Origin of the sequence: Streptomyces sp. ST2-7A, from assembly GCF_021390475.1 — a bacterium.
In the GTDB taxonomy this organism is placed as follows: domain Bacteria; phylum Actinomycetota; class Actinomycetes; order Streptomycetales; family Streptomycetaceae; genus Streptomyces.
Genome location: NZ_JAJUWS010000041.1, coordinates 1 through 21,435, shown reverse-complemented (window position 1 = coordinate 21,435; position 21,435 = coordinate 1). Strand labels below are relative to the sequence as shown.

The 21,435-nt window shown below is 72.0% G+C and carries 15 protein-coding genes and 1 pseudogene; 9 read left to right on the top strand and 7 right to left on the bottom strand.

Going from position 1 to position 21,435, the window contains the following annotated elements; translation table 11 throughout:
- Positions 1–12 precede the first annotated feature (12 nt).
- From LZF96_RS21140 to LZF96_RS21130, 3 genes are all read right to left on the bottom strand, one after another.
- Positions 13–951, bottom strand: a complete 939-nt coding sequence (locus LZF96_RS21140; RefSeq protein WP_233875454.1) for a peptidoglycan-binding protein — start codon at positions 949–951, stop codon at positions 13–15.
- A 197-nt stretch (positions 952–1,148) separates the two neighbouring features.
- Complete coding sequence (locus LZF96_RS21135) at positions 1,149–2,009, bottom strand: 3-hydroxybutyryl-CoA dehydrogenase (protein ID WP_233875388.1); 861 nt, start codon at positions 2,007–2,009, stop codon at positions 1,149–1,151.
- Positions 2,010–2,180: 171 nt separating this feature from the next.
- Entirely contained in the window at positions 2,181–5,021 is a 2,841-nt protein-coding gene (locus LZF96_RS21130) for a cellulose binding domain-containing protein (RefSeq protein WP_374203299.1), read from the bottom strand.
- A 341-nt stretch (positions 5,022–5,362) separates the two neighbouring features.
- Here LZF96_RS21130 and LZF96_RS21125 point away from each other — a divergent pair, with 341 nt between their 5' ends.
- Positions 5,363–6,658 (top strand): glycoside hydrolase family 10 protein, encoded by a 1,296-nt coding sequence (locus LZF96_RS21125; RefSeq protein WP_233875384.1) that lies wholly within the window; start codon positions 5,363–5,365, stop codon positions 6,656–6,658.
- A gap of 76 nt (positions 6,659–6,734) precedes the next feature.
- Here the strand turns inward: LZF96_RS21125 and LZF96_RS21120 are convergent, their stop codons facing one another.
- Positions 6,735–6,932, bottom strand: a complete 198-nt coding sequence (locus LZF96_RS21120; RefSeq protein WP_233875382.1) for a DUF1918 domain-containing protein — start codon at positions 6,930–6,932, stop codon at positions 6,735–6,737.
- Between the two features lie 333 nt (positions 6,933–7,265).
- Between LZF96_RS21120 and LZF96_RS21115 the strand changes: the two genes are divergently transcribed.
- The 3 genes from LZF96_RS21115 (at position 7,266) to LZF96_RS21105 (ending at position 10,641) form a co-directional block, all read left to right on the top strand.
- Entirely contained in the window at positions 7,266–7,685 is a 420-nt protein-coding gene (locus tag LZF96_RS21115) for a GNAT family N-acetyltransferase (protein WP_233875380.1), read from the top strand.
- Between the two features lie 84 nt (positions 7,686–7,769).
- Entirely contained in the window at positions 7,770–8,330 is a 561-nt protein-coding gene (locus LZF96_RS21110) for a histidine phosphatase family protein (RefSeq protein ID WP_233875378.1), read from the top strand.
- 91 nt (positions 8,331–8,421) lie between these two features.
- The gene (locus LZF96_RS21105; RefSeq protein ID WP_233875376.1) at positions 8,422–10,641 is read left to right on the top strand and encodes an NADP-dependent isocitrate dehydrogenase; all 2,220 of its coding nucleotides are present in this window, start codon (positions 8,422–8,424) and stop codon (positions 10,639–10,641) included.
- 260 nt (positions 10,642–10,901) lie between these two features.
- Here the strand turns inward: LZF96_RS21105 and LZF96_RS27410 are convergent.
- A pseudogene (locus LZF96_RS27410) lies at positions 10,902–11,117 on the bottom strand (transposase); the annotation flags it as partial.
- Positions 11,118–11,667: 550 nt separating this feature from the next.
- Positions 11,668–12,672, bottom strand: coding sequence for an alpha/beta fold hydrolase (locus LZF96_RS21100; RefSeq protein WP_233875374.1), 1,005 nt, complete (start codon positions 12,670–12,672; stop codon positions 11,668–11,670).
- Positions 12,673–14,819: 2,147 nt separating this feature from the next.
- On the opposite strand from LZF96_RS21100, the gene argC reads away from it, so the two are divergent.
- The 5 genes from argC to LZF96_RS21075 all read left to right on the top strand — a co-directional run bounded on the left by argC (position 14,820) and on the right by LZF96_RS21075 (position 20,174).
- Entirely contained in the window at positions 14,820–15,848 is a 1,029-nt protein-coding gene (gene argC / locus LZF96_RS21095) for an N-acetyl-gamma-glutamyl-phosphate reductase (RefSeq protein ID WP_233875372.1), read from the top strand.
- A gap of 163 nt (positions 15,849–16,011) precedes the next feature.
- A complete protein-coding gene (gene argJ, locus LZF96_RS21090; RefSeq protein ID WP_233875371.1) occupies positions 16,012–17,163 on the top strand; it encodes a bifunctional glutamate N-acetyltransferase/amino-acid acetyltransferase ArgJ in 1,152 nt (383 codons plus the stop codon).
- Positions 17,160–18,203 (top strand): acetylglutamate kinase, encoded by a 1,044-nt coding sequence (gene argB / locus LZF96_RS21085; protein ID WP_233875369.1) that lies wholly within the window; start codon positions 17,160–17,162, stop codon positions 18,201–18,203. Before argJ ends, argB begins: the two co-directional genes overlap by 4 nt.
- Entirely contained in the window at positions 18,200–19,495 is a 1,296-nt protein-coding gene (locus LZF96_RS21080; RefSeq protein WP_233875367.1) for an acetylornithine transaminase, read from the top strand. The genes argB and LZF96_RS21080 overlap by 4 nt, the downstream gene beginning before the upstream one ends.
- A gap of 151 nt (positions 19,496–19,646) precedes the next feature.
- Positions 19,647–20,174: an arginine repressor gene (locus LZF96_RS21075; RefSeq protein WP_233875364.1), complete on the top strand. Its 528-nt coding sequence runs from the start codon at positions 19,647–19,649 to the stop codon at positions 20,172–20,174.
- Positions 20,175–20,268: 94 nt separating this feature from the next.
- On the opposite strand, the gene LZF96_RS21070 is transcribed toward LZF96_RS21075, so the two are convergent.
- Positions 20,269–21,372 carry a polyprenyl synthetase family protein gene (locus LZF96_RS21070; RefSeq protein WP_233875362.1) on the bottom strand — a complete coding sequence of 368 codons (1,104 nt, stop codon included), beginning with the start codon at positions 21,370–21,372 and terminating at the stop codon, positions 20,269–20,271.
- Positions 21,373–21,435: the final 63 nt, after the last annotated feature.

Genomic DNA, 21,435 nt, shown 5'->3' with positions numbered 1-21,435 from the left:
GGGGAGCGGGGTTCAACCCCTCGGGACCCGCAGCCGATCCCAGCTCGTCCGGCCGGGGATGCCGTCGGCGTCCGCCCCGCCGAAGCCCAGCTTGCGCTGCCACGCGGCGTAGGACTGCCGGTCCGCGTCGGACCACCGGGGCCCCGGACCCACCCGGTAGCGGGAACACCCCTCCGCGACCAGGCGCCGGCCCATCCGGGTGATGACGGGTGAGTCGGTGCCCACCCGGAAGAACGAGGCGCCGGGGAACGGCTCGTACGTCACGGGGGCCGGGCGTGGGGCGGGGATGGTCAGCCGCTGACCGGGGTGGATGACGTAGGGCGCGGGGATGCCGTTGGTCCGGGCGATCTCCTGCCAGCTCACCCCCGGGTACGCGGTGGCGATGCCGGAGAGCGTCTCCCCGGCCCGCACGGTGTGGGTGGTGGTCCCGCCGCCGCCCGACGGTCGGGGGGCGCCGGCGCGCACCCACGAGGTCAGCGCCGGGCCGGGGCAGGCGGTGGCGAAGCCGTCGGCGTGCCGGGCGATCTCACTCCCGGCCGGTCCGTCACGGCGGCAGTACTCGATCGCGTCCCGCAGACCGTTCAGTTGGGCGTCGGGGGGTTCGGTCAGACCGGAGGCGCCCAGCAGCGCGCAGACCGCGTAGTGGGCGTCGTTGAGCGAGGTGTTGCCGTTCGCCGAGTTCCGGCGGGCCAGGCCGCGCCCCTCGTAGACCGTGCCGTGTGTGCAGACCACGAAGCTGTAGGCGATGTCGGACCAGCCGTTGCCGTCCATGTGCTGCGCCTGCAGGGAACGGACGTAGCCGGGACAGCCGCTGTGCGCACGGTCGGAATAGGCGGCGCCCAGGTAGTGCACCTTCACCCCGAGTCGGGCCCGGCCGTACGGAGTCGACCCGTTGGGGGTCCGGAAGGCACGCGCGCCCCACCCGGACCGGGACACGAGGTCCATGCCGATCTCTCCTCGGATTGTCGGGCGATCGTCGGTCGCGCGGTGACCGGTGACGCCACCGCCGTACGTCGCGGGCCAGGACGCGGTCGGCGTCCGGGCCGTGCGACGTACGGCGGGAGATGCCCCGGGGGCCGGTACTCATGCCGAGCCCTCGGCCCAAGTGGGGCGAATTACTCCGAAGAGGTGAAATCGGGGTGTGGAAATCAGGGGTAGAGGTAGAAGCCCGCGCCGGTTTTACGCCCCAGGCGCCCGGCCGCGACCATGCGCTGCAGGAGCGGGGGAGCGGCGTACAGGGGTTCTTTGAATTCGTCATACATCGAGTCGGCCACCGAGGCGACGGTGTCCAGACCGATCAGGTCCGCCAACCGCAGCGGCCCCATCGGGTGGGCGCAGCCCAGCTCCATGCCGTTGTCGATGTCCTCGCGGCTCGCCGCCCCGGACTCCACCATCCGGACGGCCGCCAGCAGATACGGGATCAGCAGCGCGTTCACCACGAAACCCGAACGGTCCGCCGCCCGGATGGGGTGCTTGCCGAGCACGTCGGTGACCAGGGACTCCGCCCGGGCCACCGTCTCCTCGGAGGTGGTCAGGGCGGGGATCAGCTCCACCAGTTTCTGGACCTGGGCGGGGTTGAAGAAGTGGATGCCCAGCACCTGGCCGGGACGGGAGGTGGCCACCGCCAGCTTCACCAGCGGGATGGAGGAGGTGTTGGAGGCCAGGATCGCGTCCGGGCGGGTCACCACCTGGTCCAGTACCTGGAAGATCTCGGTCTTGACCTGCTCGTTCTCCACCACGGCCTCGATCACCAGATCGCGGTCGGCGAACTCACCCAGGTCGGTGGTGAAACCCAGCCGGGCCTCGGTGGCGGCCCGTTCCTCCTCGGTGAGCTTGCCGCGCGCGGTCGCCCGGGCCAGCGAGTTCGCCAATCGGCTGCGTCCCAGTTCCAGGGCCTCGCCGGTGGTCTCGGCGACCATCACCTCCAGTCCCGCCCGTGCGCAGACCTCGGCGATGCCGGCGCCCATCTGGCCGCATCCGACCACTCCGACGCGCTTGATGTCGGTCACTCCGTGCCCTTTCGCTGTTCGGCAAAGCGGTGGCGGGCGGGGTCACCGGCCCGTCGCACCGCCCCCGACGGTACTCCGTCGGGGGCGGCGGGCACATCAAGGGTCCCGGCGTGAGCCGTCGGGACCGTCCCGACCGGCCGGCTCCCGGCCGGTCGGGGGAGGGGGTCCGGATCAGCCGATGACGCAGGAGGCGCCGTTGAGGGTGAAGGAGGACGGGGCCCCGTTCTGCTCCTGTCGGTTGCCGAGGAAGCCGATGGTGGCCGACGCGCCCGGGGCCAACCGGTTGTTCCAGGAGGCGCCGGTGACGCTCACCTGCGCCCCGGACTGGGTGTGCGAACCGTTCCACAGCTGGGTGATGGTCTGGCCGTGCGGGAAGCTCCAGCGCAGCTCCCAGTTCTCCACGGCGGCGTCACCGGTGTTGGTGACGGTCACCCCGCCCTGGAAACCACCGGGCCACTCGCCGGTGACGGCGTAGGCGACGGCGCAGTCGGCGTCGGGGTCCACGCCGCCGTTGCCGCCGTTGTCACCCGGGCCGCCGTCGTCACCGCCGTTGCCGCCGTTGTCACCCGGGCCGCCGTCGTCACCGCCGTTGCCGCCGTTGTCACCCGGGCCGCCGTCGTCACCGCCGTTGCCGCCGTTGTCACCGTTCCCGCCGTTGTCACCGGGACCACCGGTGACCCCGCCGGGACCGCCGTCGTTGCCCTGCTCCCCGGTCTCGCCGACGATGATGCCGCGACCGTTGGTGCCGATGTAGACCCGGCCCGCCACCCGGGGGTCGCCGGTGATGGCCCCACCGGTCCACGCCCACTGGTGGTCGTCGTCGTTGATCCGGGTCCAGGTGGCGCCGACATCATCGGAGCGGTAGATGCCGCGCACCCCGTCCACCACGGCGCTGCTGTAGAGGGCGTGGTAGTCGGTGCCCTCGGCGCCGCGTCCGAAGCCGATGTTGTCCGCCTGGTCCAACGCGCCGATCCGGTTCAGGTTCCGGCCACCGTCGGTGGAGCGCCACAGGCCGTGCGCCTCACCGTCGCCACCGGCCAGCCACACGTCACCGCGCGAGCCGGGGGCCGCCTCGAGTCGGATGTTGCCCTCGGTCGGCAGCCCACCCGTGGCACCGGCCGAGAAGGTGGCACCGCCGTCGGCGCTGACGTACAGGGTGCCGTTGTGGAAGCCGTAGAACCGCTGCGGGTCGACCCGGTCGGAGGCGATGGTCGCCCCTTGCGGGATGCCCTGCGAAGGGGTCCACGAGCTGCCGAAGGTGGTGGTGAAGTGGACCGGCTCGTTGGCCGGGCTCCACAGGAAGCGGCTGCCGTCGGCCGCCGCCGCGGCGGTACCGCCGTTCGCCGAACCGGGCACGGTACCGGCGAACCAATGCGCCCCGCCGTCGGTGGAGAAGCCCACCGTGGCCTGGCCGCTGTCCCCGACGTGCTCCCCGACCCGGATCACGTTGTTCGGGCTCAGCTCGGCGAAGTCCACGCTGGTGGAGGTGCCGATGAAAGGGGAGGTGTACATCATCGACGGGACCGCGTCGATGTCGGTGTGCCGGAAACCGCCGATGTCGCCGAGGGCGCTCAACAGGTGGGCTTCACCGGTGGGCGGGCTGGCCAGATCCTTGACCGAGGTCTCCTCGAGTCCCTTGATCATGGGCCGGACGGTGAAGCGGGCGTCCCGGTCCCAGTTGGTCAGCTCGGTGGTGCCGTAGATCGTCGCCCCGGTGCCGTACAGCATCCGATCCGGGTTGTGCGGGTCGATCTCCATGCCCTCGGTCATCCAGCCGAGCTTGGGGGAGTCCTCCTCCGCCGTGGGCTGGTTGCCGAAGGTCAGCCAGGGCACCGAGGAGTGGTCCAGGGTGAACCGACGGTCCCGTTCCGGGTAACCGGCCCACTCCCAGATGGGTGTCCACTCCTCGCCGCCGTCGGTGCTGCGGAAGATCTGGGTGTCGGGCCACCAGGAGCTGTAGCCGGTGACCATCACGGTGCCGGGGTTCTGCCGGTCCACCGTCAGGCCGCTGAAGCCGTACTCGGCGTCACCGGGTCGATGGGGGGTGATGTCGGTCCACTCGTCCGAGGCGGTGTCCAGGCGCCAGACCTCGCCGTCACCGCCGGCGTAGGGGCCGGGGTTGTCGCTGGTGGCGATGTAGAGGTCGCCGGTCTCCTCGTCCAGCACACCCTTGTGGGGCAGGAAACCGGTCGGCTGACCGGGCACCGCCTGCCAGGTGGCGCCCGCGTCGGTGGAGCGGTAGACGCTCTCCTCCTCGTCGGCGACGCCCACGTAGATGGTGCCGGTCCGGTTGCCGGGGGAGCCGGTGTCGGGGTCGAAGGTCACCCACACGACGCCGATCTCGTCGTTCTCGTAGCCCCACGGGTCGTCCGGGTTGATGACGTGGTCGCCGGGGTTGGGGAAGGAGGCCACCTCGGCCCAGGTGGCCCCCGAGTCGGTGCTGCGCCACAGACCCTCGCCGCTGGGGGCGCCCAGGTAGAGGACCCGGTTGTCGTTGGGGTCGATCGCCAACCGTTCACCCATGCCGCGCCCCGGCATGTTGCCGCCGAGCTTGAAGGGGAGCGGGACGGTGTCCCAACTCGCCCCCCGGTCGGTGGAGCGCATGATGGCGCCGTTGTTGGGGTCCCAGTCGTTGGTGTAGGTGCCGACCGCGACGTAGACCCGGTCGGGGTCCACGGGGTCGGTCGCCAGGGAGGCGACGCCGGTGTACCCCCACTCGTCCCAGCCGACGGAGTCCAGCAGCGGGATCCACTCCTGGCCCGCCTCGTTCCAGCGGTAGGCACCGCCGATGTCGGTGCGGGCGTAGAGCAGGTTCGGCTCGGTGCGGTTGAAGATCACCGAGGGGACGAAACCGCCCCCGTCGATGCGCACGTTCCGCCAGTCGTAGTCCTCGGCCGAGACGGCGGTGGCCGTCGTGGCCACCGCGTCCTGTTGGGCCGCGGCGGTGCCGAGCAATCCGGCGGCGAGAGCCGTACCGGCCAGTACCGCCGTGGCCGCTTTCCAACCGCGCACGCGGGCACTCCTCTCCATGGGGTCTCCAGGGGTCCGCCGTCCGGGGACGGCAAGGGGGGTGGACAGGGAGGGAAACAGAAGTGGGAGCGCTCCCAAGTGGTGCGTGTCGGTGATGTTAACTGTCGAACGTTGTTCGCATAAGTGGTGTGTCGGAAGGACTTCCGGGCGGGAATTCGGGCGATTGATAGTGATTCGCGTGATTCACCCGGATGGTGCGCTCCCGGGTGCTCGGTGGTGAATCGCCCCGAATCCCAGAGGGGAGCGGCGTATCGTCGATGCACCACCGGGGCCCGCGGAGCCGGCGTCCCGGTACCGACCGTCCGCACCCGGGAGTCGCCTCCATGTCACCGATCAACCGCCGCACACTGGGGGTCGCCGCGGCCGGCACCCTGGTCGGGACCCTCGCCCTGCACGGTGCCTCCGCCGCCTCGCGCCCCGGGGACGGTGACACCCGGCGGGAGGACGACGCGGCGCCGGTCGGCGGGCGGACCGCCGCCCCCGGCGAACTGCGCGGGATGTGGATCGCGACCGTGGAGCACATCGACTGGCCGGCCGCCGATTCCACCGCCGACCGGGCCCGGGCCGACCTGCTGGCCCTCCTCGACGAGGCGGTCCGGCTGCGGCTGAACACGATCTTCCTGCAGGTGCGCCCCGCCGCGGACGCGCTGTGGCCCTCGCCCTTCGAGCCCTGGTCGCAGTGGCTGACCGGTACCCAGGGGCGCGACCCCGGCTGGAACCCCCTGGAGTTCGCCGTCCGCGAGGCGCACGACCGCGGTTTGGCCCTGCACGCCTGGTGCAACCCCTACCGCGTCGCCCTGCACGCCGACCCCTCCCGGCTGTCCGCCGACCACCCGGTGCGCCGCAACCCCGACTGGGCGATCACCCACGGCGGCCGGCTCTACTACGATCCCGGCCTGCCCGAGGTGCGGCGGTTCGCGGCGGACGCGATGCTGCACGCGGTGGAGACCCACGACGTGGACGGCCTGCACTGGGACGACTACTTCTACCCCTATCCGGTGCCCGGCGAGAAGTTCGCCGACGACGCGAGCTTCGCCCGCCACGGGGGGACCGCGAACCGGGCCGACTGGCGGCGGAACAACATCGACCTGTTGGTCCGCGAGACCGCCGAGCGGATCCGTTCCTCCCGGCCCGACGCGCTGTTCGGGGTCAGCCCCTTCGGTGTGTGGCGCAACCGCTCCACCGACCCCGGGGGGTCGGCCACCTCGGCCCTGCAGACCTACGACGACCTGTACGCCGACACCCGGCGCTGGGTGCGGGAGGGGTGGGTCGACTACATCCTGCCCCAGTTGTACTGGCACATCGGCCACGCGCCGGCCGACTACGCCGAGCTGGTCGAGTGGTGGTCGCGGACGGTGGAGGGCACCGGGGTCGCGCTGTGGATCGGCGAGGCGGTCTACAAGGTGGGGGATCCGCAACAGCCGGCGGCCTGGCGGGACCCGGCCGAACTCTCCCGGCACCTGGCCTTCTGCCGCGACCGGCCGGCGGTGGGCGGACACGCCTACTTCTCGGCTTCCCGGGTGGTAGCCGACCCCCTGGGGGCGATGGGTCTGCTGGTCGCCGAGCACCACGGCACGCCCGCCGAACCACCGCGCGCGGATCCGTCCGCCCGCCGTTGAGGTCCGTCGGCGGCCCGTGCGGGTCGCAGGCGAGGGCCGCCGGGACCCGTTCACGGGTCCCGGCGGCCGGGTCGGATCAGTGGTGGGCGTCCTCGCGGTCCTCCACCACGGAGTCCGGACCCGGATAGAGCAGGGTCTCGTGGCCGTCGGTGTCCCGCACCCGATAGGGCGGCCCGCCGTCGTCCCCCAGTACCTCGATGATCTCGCTCACCCGGTCGGGCCGACCCACGGTGCGGCCGTGGGTGATCACCCGGTCGCCGATGTGTGCCCGCATGGGGACACCTCCTTGTTCTTTCCGTCTATCTCATCCGGTTCATCCGGTCGTGCGCGGTCGCTCCCGCCGCCCCGGTCGCAGCCGGTCGTTTCCCGGGCCACGGCCCCCGTCACCCCGAAGGGAGGCGCCGCTCCCGGGCCCGCGGTCGTTCCACGGGCGGGCCCGATTCCCGCGACGAGATCATTTTATTCCGATTTCCTCATTTCCTCCTGCTTTCCGTCTTTCGGTCTCCCCTCGCCGAAGGGCGGGGTGTGCTCGGAGTGTGGTCGGGGAGCTTGCGGGAATGCGGAAAATTCGCTGTGGGGATCCGGGTGAGCCGGCAGACTTCCGGGCGTGCGCGACGACTACGAGATCTCGACGGATCCGACACGGCTGAACACGCCCCGAATTCACCGGTGGCTTTCCAGTGACGCCTATTGGGCGTTGGGGCGAAGCCGGGAAAAGCAGGAAGCGGCCATCGCGGGTTCCCTCAACTTCGGTCTTTATCGGGTGACTTCGGGTGAGCAGGTGGGGTACGCCCGGGTGGTCACCGACCGGGTGACCTTCGCCTGGCTGTGTGACGTGTACCTCGACCCGGCCGAACGGGGGCTCGGGGTCGGTACGGAGTTCGTCGGCGCCGTCCGTGATCAGCTCGACGGATGGGGGCTGAAAAGGATCATGCTCGCCACCCATGACGCCCACGACTTGTACACCCGGCTCGGTTTTCGCGCGCTCGACCGCCCCGACCGATGGATGATCTTCGAGCCCGGATGATCGGGGAACGGCGCCCCGTGAAAAAACCCGATGAATTGTTCGACGACCGTGGCGCGTCCATTCGCCTGCTCGTACGATCACCGCATGTTGGTCACCCTGATCGCCGCGGCCCGTGGAACGGGCCTTCTCGACACGCGATTCGGTGACGATCGTCCGCTGGACGCCGCGGGATGGCACGCGGTCGAGCGCGCCCTGCCCGCTCTCGCCCCGCTGGCCGCCGCCGAGTTGCGCTACTGCTCGCCGAGTCCCTGCGCGCGTCAGACCGGCGATGTGCTGGGGCTCGCCCCGCTGGCCCAACCCGCCCTTCGGGACTGCGACATGGGTCGTTGGCACGGGATGACCCTGCATGAGGTCACGCTGCGGGAGCCGGCGGCCGTCAACGCCTGGCTCACCGATCCGCGCACCGCGCCGCACGGTGGCGAGCCGCTGGTCTCCTTCGTCACCCGGGTCGGGAGCTGGCTCGACACCCGACCGGAGGTCGCCGACGGGCGCGTGGTGGCCGTCACCGAACCCTCGGTCATCCGGGCCGCCATGCTCTACGCGCTCAAGGCCCCACCCCACGCCTACTGGCGTACCGAGGTCCACCCCCTGTCGGTGATCAGCTTCAGCGGCGGCGGGGGCCACTGGAACCTGCGGCTGGGATGAGGCCGGGACCCGGCGGGGCCCCGTCGATGGGGACCCGCCCACGGGATATCTTGATGTCGAGCAATGTTGCAGACGTGGAGCGGAGCACCCGGTGACTGACTCGACCATCATCTACACGCACACCGACGAGGCCCCTGCCCTGGCGACGTATTCGTTCCTGCCGGTGATCGAGGCGTACGCCTCCACCGCCGGGGTCGCCGTGGAGAGCCGTGACATCTCCCTGTCGGGGCGCATCATCGCGGCCTTCCCCGAGTACCTGGAGGAGAGCCGGCGGATCGACGACGCCCTCGCCGAGCTGGGAGAGCTGGCGAAGACCGCCGACGCCAACATCATCAAGCTGCCGAACATCTCCGCCTCGATTCCGCAGCTGAAGGCCGCCGTCGCGGAACTCCGGGAGCAGGGCTACACCCTGCCGGACTACCCGGACGACCCCTCCACCGACGAGGAGCGCGAGATCCGCGCCCGCTACGACAAGGTCAAGGGCAGCGCCGTCAACCCCGTGCTGCGCGAGGGCAACTCGGACCGCCGCGCCCCCGCCTCGGTGAAGAACTACGCGAAGACCCACCCGCACCGCATGGGCGCCTGGTCCGCCGACTCGAAGACCAACGTCGCCCACATGACCGGTGACGACTTCCGTTCCACCGAGAAGTCCGTGGTGATCCCCGCCGCCGGCTCCCTGCGCATCGAGCTCGCCGGCGACGACGGCACCACCACCGTCCTGCGCGACTCCGTGCCGGTCGAGGAGGGCGAGGTCGTCGACGCCGCCGTCCTGCGCGTCGCGGTGCTGCGCGAGTTCCTCACGGCCCAGGTCGGACGGGCCAGGGCCGAGGGCGTGCTGTTCTCGGTGCACCTGAAGGCCACCATGATGAAGGTCTCCGACCCGATCATCTTCGGCCACGTCGTGCGGGCCTTCTTCCCCCGTACCTTCGCCGAGCACGGCGAGGCGCTGGCCGCCGCCGGCCTCACCCCCAACGACGGGCTGGGCGGCATCCTCAAGGGGCTGGAATCCCTGCCCGGCGGCGACGCCGTCAAGGCCTCCTTCGAGGCCGAGCTGGCCGAGGGCCCGCAGCTGGCGATGGTCGACTCCGACCGTGGCATCACCAACCTGCACGTCCCCAGCGACGTGATCGTGGACGCCTCCATGCCGGCCATGATCCGCACCTCCGGCCACATGTGGGGCCCCGACGGTCAGGAGGCCGACACCCTCGCGGTCATCCCGGACAGCAGCTACGCCGGGGTCTACCAGGTCGTCATCGACGACTGCCGCGCCAACGGCGCCTTCGACCCGGCGACCATGGGTACCGTGCCCAACGTCGGCCTGATGGCCCGCAAGGCCGAGGAGTACGGCAGCCACGACAAGACCTTCGAGATCCCCACCACCGGCACGGTGCGGGTCCTGGACGGCGAGGGCACCGTGTTGATGGAGCACGCCGTGGGCGCCGGTGACATCTGGCGCATGTGCCAGACCAAGGACATCGCCGTGCGCGACTGGGTCAAGCTCGCCGTCACCCGGGCACGTGCCACCGGCGACCCGGCCGTCTTCTGGCTGGATGAGGACCGCGCCCACGACGCCAACCTGATCGCGAAGGTTCGCGAGTACCTGCCCGAGCACGACACCGACGGCCTGACCCTGGAGATCATGGCCCCGGTCGAGGCCACCGCCTATTCCCTGGAGCGCGTCCGGCGCGGCGAGAACGCCATCTCGGTCACCGGCAACGTGCTGCGCGACTACCTCACCGACCTCTTCCCCATCCTGGAGCTGGGCACCAGCGCCAAGATGCTCTCGGTGGTCCCGTTGATCAACGGCGGCGGCCTCTTCGAGACCGGTGCCGGTGGTTCCGCGCCCAAGCACGTCCAGCAGCTGGTCAAGGAGAACTACCTGCGCTGGGACAGCCTCGGCGAGTTCCTCGCCCTGGCCGTCAGCTTCGAGCACCTGGCGAACACCACCGGCAACGCCCGCGCCAAGGTGCTGGCCGAGACCCTGGACCGCGCCACCGGAACCTTCCTCAACGAGGACAAGTCCCCCAGCCGTCGGCTGGGCGGGATCGACAACCGCGGCAGCCACTTCTACCTCGCCCTGTACTGGGCGCGGGAACTGGCCGGGCAGAGCGAGGACGAGCGCCTGGCCGAGGCCTTCGCCCCGCTGGCGGAAACCCTGGCCACGCAGGAGGCCACGATCATCGAGGAGCTGGCCTCGGTGCAGGGCTCCCCGGCGGAGATCGGTGGCTACTACCGTCCCGACCCGGCGCTGGCCGCGGCCGTGATGCGCCCGTCGAAGACCTTCAACCAGGCCCTGGCGATGCTCGGCTGACAACCGGGCGAGCTTCCCCGGCACATCGGCGTCGGCGGGGGACGGCGGTCCTCCGCCGTCCCCCGCCGGCCGGGATCGGGGTGCCGATCCCGGCCGGCGCCGTTCCCCGGCCCGGCTCGGCCCGGGGAAAGGGGAATCCGCTCGGCACGGGAGGGCCCGACGGAACAACGGGGCCCTCTCCCGGGGCAAGCCCCCGACCGCCGCGGGACCGGCCGATGCCATGGTCGTCCGGCTCGGATTCCCTTCCGCGTCGGCCCGGGTCACCAGAGCGGTGAACACCCGCTCCCGGGTGCCGTCGAGGGCCCCACCCGCAGCCGATTGTGGACACCGCGCCGGTTGCCGTACCTCCCCGGCAGACGCACCCACCGGATTCCGGTCCGGAACTTGTGGGCGGTCGCATCGGTCACCTCGCGGTGGTCCCGGCAGCGGCCATCTCGCTCCGGCGTCCGGTCCGGGAGCAACCGTTCGATCCGCGCCCACCGCGCGTCAGCCGACGACTCACCCGGACCAACGGTCGGTTGATCCGAACGAAACGGCCGGGGGGCTCGGCAAGGTGCCCGGTCCGAATGTCCTGCGGCGCATGCGTGAGCGGCCGTCCCCGGCGCAGACCTTCCTTCGCACGACGACCACCGGCATCCGGGTCGGCGACCATGTGGTTTCCGGTGGCAGGAAAGTCCGGCTGTTCCCGGAGGTGGCCAACCGGGACCCTCGACGCAGGGACGCGCCCGACTCGTTCGACCCGTGCCGCGCCCCCTCGGGCCATGTCGGGTTCGGCACGGGTTTGCACCAGCGCGTCGGCCGGTACGGGGCTCGACTCGAGGCGGCGGCGCTGCTCACCGCCCTCGCACGCCGGGTGCACGGGATCGAACTCGTCGGACCCCCCCCGTGCGACATCACAACGACACACCGCGCGCCCGGCAGGTCATCCCGGTCCGGGTGCGGCTGAACCGAGGCAGTCACCCACCGCCGCGGACGGGGCATCGGCCCCGCGCGAACGGTTCGCGCGAGGCCGATGCGTGCTGCCTGTCAGGCCGTGCAGCCCTCCAGCTCAGGGCTGGGCGCGGGAACGCCCTCCTGTCCGAAGAACAGTGACGCACAGTCGATGAGGAAGCGCGGGTTCTCCTCCGGGATCCAGTGGCCGCTGTCCGGCGCGACGACACCACGGACGTCGTCGCCGACCTGGTCGAACGAGTTGGCCACCAGCGGGCCGAAGGCGAACTCCGCACCCATCGCCAGCACCGGCATCGGCAGCCTGCGGTCGGCGTTGGCCTGGTTGTCGGCCGCGTCGGCGGCGAACGCCCGGTAGTACTCGTAGCCCGCGGACCGGCGGGCCGAGTGCGAGTAGGCGCGGAAGTAGACCTGCTGATCGATGCGGTCGGGGTGACGGGCACCGCTGAACAGCCAGCCGAGGTAGGTCGGCACGTCCTTGTTGTCCATGATCGTCTCGGGGATCGGTGCCGCGGTCTGGTTGAAGCCGAGGTGCCAGCTGATGCCGTAGAAGTCCTCGAGACCGAAGCCGGACAGCGGGGTCTCCAGGACGGCCAGCCGCTCCACCTCCTCCGGGTAGTCGCGGGCGTAGGGGTAGGCCACCAGGGCGCCGGTGTCGTGGCTGAGGATCGACACCTTGTCGAAGCCCAGCTTGCGGACCCCCTCGCGGATGCGGTTGGCGGTGGTCACCTTGTCGTAACCGCCGGCCGGGATGCCGGAGGAGCCCGCACCCGGCAGGTCGAACGCTATGACGGTGTGGTTGTGGGCCAGCTCGGGCATGACCTTCGACCATCCCCACCAGGTCTGCGGCCAGCCGTGCAACAGCACCAACGGCGGACCGGAGCCACCGCGGACGTAGTGCAGTGTGCCGCCGTCGACCCGCACCTTCCCGTGGTGGAAGCCAGGCCCGATCCGGGACGCGCGATCAACGGTCGATGCCTCCTCGGCGCTCGCGGCCGAACCGGTGAACAGCAGTACGAGAGCGGCCATTGCCGCGTACACGCTCCGGCGAACGCGGCGCAGCGGACCATCCTTTCGCAACACTCATTTCTCCTTTTTTGGAATAAGAATGCGACCGGCGAAGGATGAAATCAGAGCAGTCGCCGGGAGACCTCGACCGTTATATGTATGGCCGGACTTGAAGTCAACGTGCCCCAATAGGCTGGCGACGATTTCAAGAGGTCTCTCGTGGACCCGTCGTCCTCGGCCGTGTCATCGGCGAGGAACGGATCGGCTCCATCGGCGCCCCGCGGGGTGCCGATGGCCCCGGACGTGATGGGCACGCGTTCGGTGTTGCCCGAGACCGACTCCGTCCGGCACGGTCGCCGGCGACCGTGCCGGGTCCGCTATCCCGTCAGTTCCCGCGGAGGCGGGGCCGAACCAGCGGGACGGTCGGCGCCCACCTTCGGCCGGGAAGGCGGTATCGGCATGACATCCGATGTTGTGGTGGACACCGCGGACCACAGCGTGTTCGGCGGGGTCGACTCCCACGCCGACACCACTCACGTCGCCGTGATCAGCGAGAACGGCGGCCACCTCGCGGACGCCGAGTTCGGCTACGCCGCCGCCCCGGCCTTCCCGAGCGCCCACGGCCACGTGACCGCGATCGGTGTGGAAGGCACCTCGCCCTACGGGGCCGGCTTCCCCCGCGCCGCACGCTGCCGGGGTCTTCATGTCGGGGAGGTCAAGCGGCCCGACCGGGCCGAACGCCGCCGCATCGGCAAGTCCGACCCCATCGACCCCATCGACGCCTACGCCGCCGCCCGCGCCGCCCTGACCGGACGGGCCCCCGGCGCGCCGGGGGCGACACCGTCGCCGGGACACGCGCCCGGCACAACGCCACCCGCTCCGCCATCAAGGCACGCACCGCAGCCCTCAACCAGATCACCCACATCCTCGTCGCCGCACCCGAGGGCATCCGCACCCGATACGGCCGGCTCAAGGGAACGGAACGCACCGACATCCCGGCCCGGCTGCGGCGGCCGGCGACCCGGTCCACGTCGCGGTCCTCACCGCGCTCAAGAGCCTTGTCCGGCGCGTCAAGGAGCCGACCGCCGAGCACCGGACCCCGACCCGGGGCCTGGACAACCAGGTCACCGCCCACGACCCCGTCCTGCGAGCCGTCTACGGAGTCGGCCCCGACACCGCCGTCCGGCCCCCGGTCACCGCCGGCGGCAACCCCGAACGCATGCGGACCGAGGCATCCCTCGCCGCCCTCCGCGGAGCCGCAGCCGTCCTCGAACAACGACGGCGAGCCCTCCGACACGTCACCCTCAGCCCCCACCGCATCGGAGCCACCGCGAAAGCAGCCCTTGCCCTCAACCACGCATGGCGATGAATTTCACTGAGAAAACCCCATTTCCGTTGTCAAGGACCGAACGCGCTGCCGACAAGAGTGCCGCGGTTGGGGCGGCGTCCCGAGGGAGCGCGTCAACAACCCGGTATCCGCGAGTCCCGCCCTCTCTTGTTCGCCGGCCGCCGCGAACTTCGGCGCATCCTCTTCCTCGACCGGCTCCATCGGAGGGATGCCCGGCAGCCACATCCCCGCGCCGGCCACGGCCGGTAGGCCCGGAATGTGCCAGGTGTCCCCGCCCGCGTGCTCGAAGTCCGGTCGGAACGGCTGCGCCGGCACCTCCGAGGTGTCCGGGAAGTCCAGTGCGATCGGTAGCCGTATCTCCTCCGGCGACTCGACGCCGTGCCGTCCGGTCCGTGGACACCATCACCTCGAGCCCGGTGCGATGCCGCTGCTTCGACCGCCACGTGAACCCTCGCGTCGGTCGGGAAGCCGGGACCGGCACGTGAGTCATCTCCCGCACGGGCCGGCTGCCCTTGCCGGCACCCACCCGTCACGTCGAACTCCACCGATGCGGCCGGCCGACCCCGAGCAGCGGCCATCCCCGCGGGAGGGTATCTCCGTCATACACCGTGACCAGCCGATCCGGGCCACTTGAATCCGACGGGATCTTCGCGCTCGCTGCCTCGCTCACCCACAGCGGAACCACTCGGTCGGCGACGAGAGCCGCTCTTCGGAATTGATCGTTACGCAGCGTCACAGGAACGGGATTCGCCGGTCGGCGTGCCCGGGGGCCAACCAAAATTCTCGGTCGCAGCCCGGGCGGTCGGTCGGATCGCCGGGTATTGCATAAAACTGCCGTGATGCGTATAGTCATGCCGTCGATCGAATGGAGGCGATGGTGGTGCGCGCTGCGGTGGCGGGAGCCAGTGGCTACGCGGGGGGCGAGCTCCTGCGCCTGTTGCTCGGACACCCCGAAATCGGGATCGGGGCCCTGACCGGCGCCTCCAACGCCGGTCGTCCCCTGGGTGAGCTCCAGCCCCATCTCACCCCGCTCGCGGACCGGGTGTTGGAGCCGACCGACGCGGACACCCTCGCGGGGCACGACGTCGTCTTCCTGGCGCTCCCGCACGGCGAGTCCGCCGCCGTCGCCGAGGCGCTCGGCGAGTCGGTCCTCGTCGTCGACTGCGGTGCCGACTTCCGGTTGGACTCGGCCGCCGACTGGGAGCGGTTCTACGGCACCCCCCACGCCGGTACCTGGCCCTACGGCCTGCCCGAGCTGCCGGGCCGCCGGGAGGCGCTGCGCGGCACCCGCCGGATCGCCGTCCCCGGTTGCTATCCCACCGCCGTCAGCCTCGCCCTCTTCCCCGCCCTCGCGGCCGGCCTTGCGGCCCCGGAGGCCGTGGTGGTCGCCGCCTCCGGCACCTCCGGCGCGGGGAAGGCCCTCAAGCCGCACCTGCTCGGCAGCGAGGTCATGGGCTCCATGACCCCCTACGGCGTCGGCGGGGGCCACCGCCACACCCCGGAGATCGTCCGGAATCTCTCCGCCGTCGCCGGTGAGCCGGTCACCGTCTCCTTCACCCCGACCCTCGCCCCGATGCCGCGCGGCATCCTCGCCACCTGTACCGCCCCCGCCCGTCCCGGAACCACCGCCGAGGGCCTGCGCGAGGCGTACGCGAAGGCGTTGGCCGACGAACCCTTCGTCCACCTGCTGCCCGAGGGCCGCTGGCCCTCCACCGGCGCCGTCCTGGGCTCCAACCTGGTGCACCTCCAGACCGCCCTGGACGAGGCCGCCGGCCGGATCGTGGTCATCGCAGCCGTGGACAACCTCACCAAGGGCACCGCCGGTGGTGCCCTGCAGAGCGCGAACATCGCCCTCGGCCTCCCCGAGACCCTCGGACTGCCCGGGACGGGTCTCGCCCCGTGAGGCCCCAGAGCCCGGTGAGCCCCGGGCGCCCCTCGCCTCCGATTCCCCGGTGGTCCCCGCCGGGTGTGGCCGCCGACCCGCTCACCGTGCCGCGCCGTGCCGCCCGGCCCCTCCACCCGCCCCACCCGCTCCACTCGTCCGCACCGATGGGAGTCACCACACCGTGAGCGTCACCGCAGCCCGGGGCTTCCGGGCGGCCGGCATCGCCGCCGGCCTCAAGTCCTCGGGCGATCCCGACCTCGCCCTCGTCGTCAACGACGGCCCCTCCCGGACCGCCGCCGGGGTCTTCACCGCCAACCGGGTGAAGGCCGCACCGGTCCTGTGGTCGCAGCAGGTGCTGCGCGCGGGGAAGGTGTCCGCCGTGATCCTCAACTCGGGCGGTGCCAACGCCTGCACCGGATCCCCGGGCTTCCTGGACACCCATACCACCGCCGAGCGGGTCGCCGAGGCCCTCGGCCACAACGCCGCCGAGATCGCCGTCGCCTCCACCGGACTGATCGGTGTGCGCCTGCCGATGGATCGGCTGTTGCCGGGCGTGGACCGGGCGGTCGCCGAACTCTCCCCCCGGGCCGGGGAGAAGGCGGCCATCGCGATCAAGACCACCGACACCGTCCACAAGACCGCCGTCGCCTCCCGCGAGGGCTGGACCGTCGGCGGCATGGCCAAGGGCGCGGGCATGTTGGCCCCGGCCCTGGCCACCATGCTGAGCGTGATCACCACCGACGCCGAGGTCACCCCGGAGGTGCTGGACCGCGCCCTGCGCGCCGCCACCCGGGTCACCTTCGAGCGCGTCGACTCCGACGGTTGCCTGTCCACCAACGACACCGTCCTGCTGCTGGCCTCCGGGGCCTCCGGCATCGCCCCCGACGAGGAGGAGCTCACCGCCGCGGTCACCGAGGTCTGCGCCGACCTCGCCCGGCAGTTGATCGCCGACGCGGAGGGCGCCTCCAAGGACATCCGAGTCGAGGTGCGCAACGCAGCCGACGAGGACGACGCGGTGGAGGTGGCGCGCGCGATCGCCCGCAGCAATCTCCTCAAGTGCGCCGTGCACGGTGAGGACCCCAATTGGGGGCGGGTACTCTCCGCGATCGGCACCACCTCCGCCGCCTTCGAGCCCGACCGTGTCGACGTGGCCATCAACGGCGTGTGGGTCTGCAAGGGAGGTGCCGCCGGGGAGGACCGCGAGGGCGTGGACATGCGCTTCCGCGAGGTGCACATCCTGGCCGACCTCGCCGCCGGGAACGCCGGCGCCACGGTGTGGACCAATGACCTGACCGCCGACTACGTCCACGAGAACAGCGCCTATTCCTCATGAGCAATCCCCCCACCGAAGCCGGCGGCGCGGCCGTCGGGCCCGCCGCGGAATCCGACGGCCCGGCCGCCGGTCGCCGGCACACCGCGCTGCCCAAGGCCCGCATCCTCATCGAGGCCCTTCCCTGGCTGACACGCCACCACGGGAAGACCGTCGTCATCAAGTTCGGCGGCAACGCCATGGTCGACGAGGAACTGAAGGCCGCCTTCGCCCAGGACGTGGTCTTCCTGCGGCACGCCGGCCTGCGTCCCGTGGTCGTCCACGGCGGCGGACCGCAGATCAATGCCCAACTCGAGCGGCTCGGCCTGACCTCGGAGTTCCGCGCCGGCCTGCGGGTGACCACCCCCGAGACCATGGACGTGGTGCGGATGGTGCTCGCCGGGCAGGTCCAGCGTGAACTCGTGGGTCTGTTGAACCGGCACGGCCCACTGGCGGTCGGCATGACCGGGGAGGACGCCCACCTGATGACCGCCACCCGCCGGTGGGCCGAGGTGGACGGCGAGCGGATCGACCTGGGGCGGGTCGGCGACGTCTCCGCCATCGACACCGGGGCCGTCACCGCCCTGCTGGACGACGGGCGCATCCCGGTGATCTCCTCCATCGCCCGCAGTACCGAGGACCACCACGTCTACAACGTCAACGCCGACACCGCCGCGGCCGCCCTGGCCGCGGCGCTCGGCGCCGAGACCCTGATGGTCCTCACCGATGTCGAAGGGCTGTACGCCGACTGGCCCGACAGCGACGAGGTGATCAGCGAGCTGACCGCCTCCGAGCTGGAGGAACTCCTGCCGGACCTGGCCAGCGGGATGGTCCCGAAGATGGAGGGCTGCCTGCACGCGGTGCGCAACGGTGTGCGCACCGCCCGGGTCATCGACGGACGGGTCCAGCACGCCATCCTGCTGGAGATCTTCACCGACGAGGGGGTGGGCACCATGGTGCTGCCCGATCCCCCGCCGGGCGCCGGCCGGACCGGCCACACCGGTGACCGGGGGACGGCTCCCCCCGGTTCCCCCGCCCCATCCGAGCCGGGAGGACGGCCGTGAACCCTGCGAACACCACCGATCCCGGGCGTCCCGCCGAGCGGAGCCCGGGCACGGGTGAAGCCGCCACCGCCGGCCCGGGGGAGTCGCGCAACGCCGAACTCGTCCGTCGCTGGCGGGGCGCCCTCACCGACAACTACGGCACACCGCCGCTGCCCCTGGTCTCCGGTGAGGGGGCCCGGCTGCGCGACGCCGACGGTCGGGAGTACGTCGATTTCCTGGGCGGGATCGCCGTGTCCTCCCTGGGCACCGGCCACCCGGCCGTGGTCCGCGCGGTGAGCGAACAGGTGGCCACCCTGGCCCACACCTCCAACCTGTACGTGGCCGAACCGCCCGTCGCGCTCGCCGAGCGGTTGCTCGCCCTGACGGGGCGCGAGGGTCGGGTGTACTTCTGCAACTCCGGGGCCGAGGCCAACGAGGCCGCCTTCAAACTGGCCCGGCTCACCGGCCGACCCCGGATCGTGGCCGCCGCGGGCGGCTTCCACGGCCGCACCATGGGGGCCCTCGCCCTCACCGGCCAACCGGCCAAGCAGGAGGGGTTCCACCCGCTGCCCGGCGGGGTGGAACACGTTCCCTACGGGGATGTCGAGGCGCTGCGCGCCGCCGTCACCGAGGAGACCGCCATGGTGGTCCTGGAGCCCATCCAGGGGGAGAACGGCGTGGTGTCGCCCCCGCGGGGGTACCTGACCGCCGCCCGGGAGATCACCCGGGCCACCGGCACGCTGCTGGCCGTGGACGAGGTGCAGACCGGCATCGGGCGGACCGGCGAGTGGTTCGCCTGTGCGGCCGAGGGGGTGGTACCCGACGTCATCACCCTCGCCAAGGGCCTGGGCGCCGGACTACCGATCGGTGCGACGATGGTCTTCGGCCCCGCCGCCGATCTGCTGACCCCCGGTCGGCACGGTTCCACCTTCGGCGGAAATCCGGTGGCCTGCGCCGCCGCGCTGGCCGTGCTGGACACCATCACCTCGACCGACCTCCTCCAGCGGGTCAAGGAAGCCGGTGAACGCCTGCGCGGCGGGATCGAGGCACTCGACCACCCGCTGGTGGAGGGGGTGCGCGGGGCCGGACTGCTGCTGGGCGTCGTCCTGCGGCGACCGGTGGCGGCGAAGGCACAGGAACACGCGCGCGACGCCGGGTTCCTGATCAACGCGGTGGCCCCGGAGGTCATTCGGCTGGCCCCTCCGCTGGTGATCACCGACGCCGAGATCGACGCACTGGTGGCCGCCCTCCCGGCGATCCTGGACGCCGCCGGCGACGCCGGGACCGGGAAGGAAGACGGGACACGGGCATGAGACCGGCCATGGGGATCAGGGGTATCACGGGAGCCCTCCGCGTACGACGACGATCCGCGTCCCGGAGAGCGTGCGGGACCACCTGCCCGGCCGCCGTCGGACGGCGGCCGGGCTCCGGGACGCGGGGCGGTCGCGGCGGTGGGGGAGGGGGATGATCGTGGACCGCAACGGCGGCCCCGCGGTGCCGCAGACCCGTACCGCCCGCCACCGCAGGATCGTGGACATCCTCAACCGTCAACCGGTGCGCTCACAGAGCCAGTTGGCGAAACTGCTGGCCGATGACGGACTGTCGGTGACCCAGGCCACCCTCAGCCGGGACCTCGACGAGTTGGGGGCGGTGAAGATCCGCAATCCCTCGGGGGAGTTGATCTACGCGGTGCCCAGCGAGGGTGGCTACCGTACGCCGCGGGCCCCGCTGGGGGAGTCGGTCAAGGAGGAGCGGATGGCCCGGTTGGCCGGGGAACTCCTGATCTCGGCCGAGGCGTCGGCCAATCTCGTGGTGCTGCGCACTCCCCCGGGGGCGGCGCAGTTCCTCGCCTCCGCCATCGACCAGGCGGAGCTGCACGAGATCCTGGGCACCATCGCGGGGGACGACACTTTGTTGCTGATCAGCCGTGAGCCGGCGGGCGGTCAGGAACTCGCCGACCACCTGCTGCGCCTCGCCCAGCGCGACCACTGATCGGGTGCGGCGCGTTCCGCCGGGGAACACGCCGCACCTCCCGCGCGGATGATCGCGCGGGAGGTGCGGGTGGGTGACCTGCCCGATGACCGGCTCAGTGATCGCGGCGGCAGGCCATCCGGGCGAGGGCGGAGAGCGTTCGCGCGACCGCCGGCTCCGGCTCGCCCGCCTCCAGTGCGACCAGGGCGCGGTCCAGTTCCCCGGCCGCCCGCCGTTCCGCCCACTCCCGGCCGCCGGCCTCCTCCACCAGGTCGGCGAGCAGAGCCAGCTCGCCGGGGGTCTCCTCGCCCGCGCCGTCGGCCGGCGGACCGTAGCCACGGGCGAGTCGGCGCCCCGCCGGGGTGTCCGACTCCAGCGCGGCGACCACCGGGAGGGACTTCTTGCGACAGGCCAGGTCGGCACGGGCCGGTTTCCCGGTCACCGCCGGATCGCCCCAGATCCCCAACAGGTCGTCGGCGAGCTGGAACGCGATGCCCAGGTGCCGACCGAAGGCCCGCAGCGCGGCGATCCGCTCCGGCCCGGCCCCGCCCCACAGCGCGCCCAGCGCGCAGGAGCAGGCGAGCAGTTCGGCGGTCTTGCGCTCGGCCATGGCCAGGCACTCGGCGAGCGTCACGCGTTCGCGCTCCTCGAAGGAGATGTCCGTCTGTTCCCCCTCGATGAGCAGTTCGGTGGACCGGGCCAACCACCGCACGCCGGTGGCGACGTGCGGGGAGTCGTCCTCGGCCAGCACCCGGGAGGCCAGTGCGAGCAGGGCGTCCCCGGTCAGGAGCGCGGCGGGGGAGCCGAACACGGCCCACGCGGTGGCGCGGTGGCGCCGGGTGGTGTCCCCGTCGAGGATGTCGTCGTGCAACAGCGAGAAGTTGTGCACGAGTTCCACCGCGACGGCGGGGGCCACCGCGTCGGCTGCCGCGCCCCCCACCGCCTCGGCGCAACCCGTCACCAGGGTGGGGCGCAGGGCCTTGCCGGTGGGTCCGGTGTCGGGACGTCCGGCGGCGTCGGTCCAGCCGAAGTGGTAGGAGGCGACCCTGGCCACGGGGGCGGGCAGGTCGTCCACCCGGTCGCGCAGGGCGGGGTCGAGCAGGCGGCGGCCGGCCTCCAGCGCCTCCCGGGCGGTGAAGGGGGCGGCCCCCCGGTCCGCCGGCGGTCCGCCGGGGACGGGATCGGCGCCGGCGGCGGGGAATCGGTGGGCGGTCGTCATGCCTGACCTCCTGTTGTCGGCGCCCGGGCCCGGGGGCGGCGGGGGGGGCCGCCCCCCCGCCCC